The organism is Arthrobacter sp. Hiyo1 (assembly GCF_001263615.2).
Lineage (GTDB): Bacteria > Actinomycetota > Actinomycetes > Actinomycetales > Micrococcaceae > Arthrobacter.
Map to the genome: position 1 here is coordinate 160,803 of NZ_DF952477.1, position 3,403 is coordinate 164,205.

At 64.1% G+C, this 3,403-nt stretch carries 1 protein-coding gene and 1 pseudogene; both read right to left on the reverse strand.

The features are described 5' to 3' along the window. Positions 1–1,154 (reverse strand): radical SAM family heme chaperone HemW (gene hemW / locus AHiyo1_RS22145; protein WP_059390017.1); only part of this gene is annotated, 1,154 nt, incomplete at its 3' end. Positions 1,155–1,217: 63 nt separating this feature from the next. Further along, positions 1,218–3,070 (reverse strand): annotated as a pseudogene (gene lepA / locus AHiyo1_RS22150) (translation elongation factor 4). Positions 3,071–3,403 lie beyond the last annotated feature (333 nt).

Below are 3,403 nucleotides of genomic sequence, written 5' to 3' on the forward strand. Positions count from 1 at the left end.
GAAGGCCGCTGCGGTTCAACCAGGCCGTCGGCAATGAGGCCTGCGACGGCGTGGCGGCCCACCTTGTCGAGCGCGTCGACTTGAAGCCCGGTGCCGAGGCGCGCCTCCAGCATGATGCGTTCCACTTCCCGGGTTCCGGCGTCGAGCGTTTCCCGTCCAGCGGCCGGCGAGGCCCCGCTACCGAGCCTGTTGGCATAGGCGGTGGGGTGCTTGACGTTCCACCAGCGGACGCCGCCCATGTGGGAATGCGCACCGGGTCCGATGCCCCACCAGTCGTCTCCCCGCCAGTAGGCAAGGTTGTGTTTGCACGCCTGTTCGGGCGTACGGGACCAATTGCTGACCTCGTACCAGTCCAGACCGGCGGCGCTGATCAGCTGATCGGCGAGTTCGTACTTCGCGGCGTGGTCGTCGTCGTCGATCCCGGGAACCTCGCCGCGCCGGATCTGTGCCGCCAGCTTGGTGCCTTCTTCCACAATCAGCGCGTAGGCGCTGATGTGGTCCGGACTGTAGGACAAGGCAGTCTCCAGGGAGATCTGCCAATCAGCCATCGACTCGCCGGGAGTGCCGTAGATGAGGTCGAGGCTCACGGCAAGGCCGGCGTCGCGCGCCCATTGGACCACCAAGGGGACGCGGCTGGGTGTGTGCGTACGGTCCAGGACCTTGAGCACGTGAGGGACTGCCGACTGCATGCCGAAGGAAATCCGCGTAAAGCCGGCATCCGCGAGCAGCTGGAGGGACTCCGGCGTCACGGAGTCCGGATTCGCTTCAGTGGTGACTTCGGCTCCGGCTTCCAGTCCCCAGTGCCCGACGGCGGCCGTCAGGATGCGTGCGAGATCTTCAGCAGGCAGGAGGGTCGGCGTGCCGCCGCCGAAGAACACCGTGCTCAGGGGCCGCTGCGGCAGCCCGGAGGCTTCCATGGCCCGGACGGCGAACTCCACTTCCGAAATGGCAGTGGACGCGTAGGCGTCCTGGGAGGCGCCGCCGCCAAGCTCAGTGGCGGTGTAGGTGTTGAAATCGCAGTATCCGCAACGCACGGCACAGAACGGTATGTGGACGTACAGTCCAAACTTGCGCGAATCGACACCGTCGAGCACCTGCGGAGGCAAGATGCCGTCCGCAGGTGCAGGATCCCCAAGGGGAAGAACGCTAGGCACGGAACTCCCTCCGGGGCCGTTCTGTGCCCGCCTGTACCGCAGTGTTCCGGGCGGACAGCCGCATTACTTCTTGGCCTTGTCCTTGGATTCGTCGGTGGTCAGCGCTGCGATGAATGCTTCCTGTGGAACTTCCACGCGGCCCACCATCTTCATGCGCTTCTTGCCTTCCTTCTGCTTTTCCAGAAGTTTGCGCTTACGGGTGATGTCACCGCCGTAGCACTTGGCAAGGACGTCCTTGCGGATGGCGCGGATACTCTCGCGGGCGATGATCCGGGAGCCGATGGCGGCCTGGATGGGGACCTCGAACTGCTGGCGGGGAATGAGCTCGCGCAGCTTGCCTGTCATCATGACGCCGTAGGCGTAGGCCTTGTCCCGGTGGGTGATAGCGCTGAAAGCGTCAACCTGCTCACCCTGGAGCATGATGTCCACCTTGACCAGGTCGGCAACCTGCTCGCCGTCGGCCTTCCAGTCCAGCGATCCATAGCCGCGGGTCTTGGACTTGAGGATGTCGAAGAAGTCGAAGACGATCTCGGCCAGCGGCAGGCGATACCGGATTTCCACCCGGTCTTCCGAGAGGTAGTCCATGCCGCCCATGACCCCGCGGCGGCTCTGGCACAGCTCCATGATGGCGCCCACAAACTCGTTGGGAGCAGGATGGTGGCAGACACCATTGGTTCGCGCACCTCGGCGATTTTGCCCGTGGGGTATTCGCTGGGGTTGGTGACGTGCAGGACGCGTTTGTCCTCAAGCGTGACCTCGTACTCAACGTTGGGAGCGGTGGAGATGAGGTCGAGGTTGTATTCTCGCTCGAGGCGTTCACGGGTGATTTCCAAGTGCAGCAGGCCCAGGAAGCCCACGCGGAAACCGAAGCCCAGGGCGGCGGACGTCTCCGGCTCGTAGACGAGCGCGGCGTCGTTGAGCATCAGCTTCTCGAGGGCATCCCGCAGAACGGGATAGTCCGTGCCGTCCAAGGGGTACAAGCCGGAGAAGACCATGGGCTTGGCATCGGCGTAACCGGCCAGGGATTCCGAAGCGGGCTTGGCCAGGTTGGTCACGGTGTCGCCGACCTTCGACTGGCGGACGTCCTTCACGCCGGTGATGAGGTAGCCTACCTCGCCGACGCCCAGCCCCTTGGAGGGAGTGGGTTCCGGAGAGCTGACACCGATTTCCAGGAGCTCGTGGGTGGCGCGGGTGGACATCATCTGGATCCGCTCGCGTGGGTGCAGCATGCCGTCCACGACACGGACGTAGGTGACCACGCCGCGGTAGGTGTCATACACGGAGTCGAAGATCATGGCGCGGGCCGGAGCGTCCGGGTCGCCGACAGGGGCTGGAAGATCGCGGACGATCTTGTCCAGGAGGGCCTCCACGCCGACGCCGGTCTTGCCGGACACGCGCAGCACGTCCTCGGGATCGCCGCCGATCAGGTTGGCGAGTTCCGCGGCATACTTTTCGGGCTGGGCGGCCGGGAGGTCGATCTTGTTGAGCACCGGAATGATGGTGAGGTTGTTTTCCATCGCCAGGTAGAGGTTGGCCAGGGTCTGGGCCTCGATGCCCTGGGCGGCATCCACCAAGAGGACCGCGCCTTCACAGGCCGCAAGGGAACGGGAAACCTCATAGGTGAAGTCAACGTGGCCGGGGGTATCGATCATGTTCAGGGCGTAGCTGGTGCCGTCGAGTTCCCAAGGCATGCGCACAGCCTGGGACTTGATGGTGATGCCACGTTCGCGTTCGATATCCATGCGGTCCAGATACTGGGCCTTCATGTCGCGGGACTTAACGACGCCGGTGTACTGCAACATGCGGTCGGCCAGGGTGGATTTACCGTGGTCGATGTGGGCGATGATGCAGAAGTTCCGGATGATGGCCGGATCTGTCGCGGCGGGCACCGGTGCGGTGCGGGCCATGGGAGACACGCAGGGTCCTTACTGTCGATACTCACACGGCCGGACTCCGGACTGGTCTGGACCATTCCGGCCGAAGCCGCATATCTGAACTAATAGTCTCCCATGAACATGACGCGGCTTGTGCACTGTGATCGGGCGCCGTCGCAATGTGGGAGACGTATGTGCACGACTTGTGTGCGAGGCGTTTTGTGCGACCCGGCACGGCAAGGGAAAGTACGGTGGTTCCATGGCACCGGATACACATTTGCTTGGCAGACTACTCAGAGGCTCCCTGGGCTACCTCCGACGGATCATCGGATCCCCGGCTGGCACACCCCCTCACCGGTCCCCGCAGGCCGGGCC